The sequence below is a fragment of the Halomonas sp. MCCC 1A11062 genome (assembly GCF_021404355.1).
Lineage (GTDB): Bacteria > Pseudomonadota > Gammaproteobacteria > Pseudomonadales > Halomonadaceae > Halomonas > Halomonas aerodenitrificans.
The window spans coordinates 1-2,341 of the sequence record NZ_JABFTW010000049.1; the positions used below are offsets into that span (position 1 = coordinate 1).

Annotated in this window: 2 protein-coding genes and 1 rRNA gene; 2 read left to right on the top strand and 1 reads right to left on the bottom strand. The window is 57.6% G+C overall.

Translation table 11 applies throughout. From position 1 onward, the window contains the following. Together rrf and HOP58_RS22685 are read left to right on the top strand one after the other, a co-directional pair. Positions 1-103: ribosomal RNA gene (gene rrf / locus HOP58_RS22680) — 5S ribosomal RNA — on the top strand; the annotation flags it as partial. A 149-nt stretch (positions 104-252) separates the two neighbouring features. Then, entirely contained in the window at positions 253-612 is a 360-nt protein-coding gene (locus HOP58_RS22685; RefSeq protein WP_234261894.1) for a hypothetical protein, read from the top strand. Positions 613-618: 6 nt separating this feature from the next. On the opposite strand, the gene HOP58_RS22690 is transcribed toward HOP58_RS22685, so the two are convergent. Next, positions 619-2,217 (bottom strand): methyl-accepting chemotaxis protein, encoded by a 1,599-nt coding sequence (locus HOP58_RS22690; protein WP_267963569.1) that lies wholly within the window; start codon positions 2,215-2,217, stop codon positions 619-621. Positions 2,218-2,341 lie beyond the last annotated feature (124 nt).

Sequence of the window (2,341 nt, forward strand, 5' to 3'; positions counted from 1 at the left end):
GCGAGTGGGAACCACCTGATCCCATGCCGAACTCAGCAGTGAAACCGCTCAGCGCCGATGGTAGTGTGGGGCCTCCCCATGCGAGAGTAGGTCATCGTCAGGCACTTCTTCAGAAACCCCGGCCAACTGGTCGGGGTTTCGTCGTTTAGGCCCCTTATCTATCCAAACCCTGAGCTCAGCCGAGCTCGGGGTTTTTTCATGGGCACAGGGCTGAGCTTCCCTCTACTGTAGGCCAGCTTCAATGTGAGCAAGATGAAGAGTTTCGTTCCTTTTCGTGGAGCCTGGGAACGTGAGCGGAGAAAGGCGGTCGATTTAAACAGCGCCACTCTAGCGGCGTGGCCAAGGACGATGACTGTGAAAAAAATCCTACTGCCGGTTTTACTCGTGTTGCTTGTTTTAGGCAATCTTGGTGGCTGTGACGCCCCCAAAGCCCCTGAAGCAGGCGATAGTGCTGCGCGTAATATCGATCGCTCGATGGAAGGCCTGAAGGAGAGATTGGAAAAGGTGGGGGATGACATCGAAGAAGAGACCAGGAAGGATCTCAGTCCGAAAAGAAGAGCCCGGCACGAGGCCGGGCAAGTGGGAATAGGCACCTCAGGCACAACGGCTTGAAGCCGCTTAGAACTCTTCCCATTCGGCTACGGTGCTGCTGTTGGCGAGCCTGGGTCGGTGTGCCGGAGTAGCGTTGTGGCGAAGCGAGACAGACTGACCGCTTGCCTGTGATAGGCGGGTTTCGATCGCAGGACGGCGTTGAGTGTCGCTGGTGTCTTCAGCTAGACGGAAGGTCGCCACTGCGGCCTCGAGCTGAGCCGCTTGCTCCTCCAGCGAGGCGGCAGCAGCCGAGGCTTCCTGCACCAGAGCGGCGTTCTGCTGTGTGACTTGATCCATTTGCGAAACCGCCATGTTGACCTGCTCGATACCGCTGCTCTGTTCCTGGGAAGCTGCGGAAATCTCATCCATGATGTCGGTGACACGGCGCACTGATGCAACCACCTCGCGCATGGTCGTGCCGGCGTTCTCGACCAGGGTCGAGCCTTTGTGAATCTGCTCGGACGACGCTTCGATCAGTGCCTTTATTTCCTTGGCTGCTTCGGCGCTACGGCTGGCGAGGTTGCGTACCTCTCCGGCAACGACGGCAAACCCCCGACCTTGCTCACCGGCTCGCGCCGCTTCGACGGAAGCGTTGAGTGCCAGAATGTTGGTCTGGAAGGCAATGGAGTCGATGACGCTGATGATCTCGACGACCTTGCGCGAGCTTTCGGTAATGCCGTGCATGGTGTCGATTACTTCATCGACTACCTCGCCGCCCCGACCGGCGGTGGTCGAGGCATCATTGGCGAGGGTGCTCGCCTGTCTGGCGTTGTCGGCATTCTGCTTAACCGTTGCGGTCAGCTGGTCCATGCTGGCAGCCGTTTCCTGCAGCGAGGCGGCTTGCTCTTCGGTACGTGAGGAAAGGTCGGTGTTGCCCAGCGAGATTTCCCTGGCGCCGACGTGAATCGAGCCGCTGCTCGAGCGCACGGTGGCCACGGTCTGGCCGAGGCCGGTTTGCATGTGCTGCATGGCGGAAAACAGCTTGCCGATCTCGTTACGACCGCGATCGGCTATGCGATGAGAAAGATCGCTCTTGGCAATTCGCTCGAAGTGCTCTACGGCTTCCTGTAGAGGCAGCACAATCACCCGCACCATTGCAATGCGCACCAAGACGATGAGCAATATTGAAGACAATAAAGCGATGATTTCTATCAAGTCGAGAAACGCCACCGTAGATTCGTAATTATCGATTAACGCATCGACATGCTCGTCTGCGAAGTCGGAGAAACGCCTGCTTTCACTCCGAAAGGTATTCTTCTGCTCCTCGACTCTGGTGATCAGGGCCTGAAAAGCCACGCTATCGCCCATGGCGAGCGCGCTTCTCTGTTGCTCCAAGCTGGCCAGCAGAGTGGTAAGCGCTGCCTGAAGGCTGGTTTCGAAAGCTACGCTTTGGTCATCATCCTTAGGCGAGTCGAGATAGACGCTGAAGCGCTGCTCCGCTATATGCTTGGCAGCATCGTACTCTTCAAGCAGCATCGCGAGTCGTGTGGGCTCTTCGTCGCTCAAAGCCGTGGCAGCCTGAAGCAGATAGAGCTGCATGTCGCTAATGTTTGCACGTGTCAGTGACACGTTATTCAGCTGGTGTACGCTTGCCTCGTCCAACTGGCGGAGCGTCCTTTCCCCCAGATGGCTGTCAACGCCGACTGAAAAGTGACCCCCTTTGGGCGTAGAACGCCGAAATAAAAGTGACCCCCTAGGCCCGCTGGGTTATTTCATGGTTGTTGAAGGTGTGCCGGCCTTGCGCTTGTCC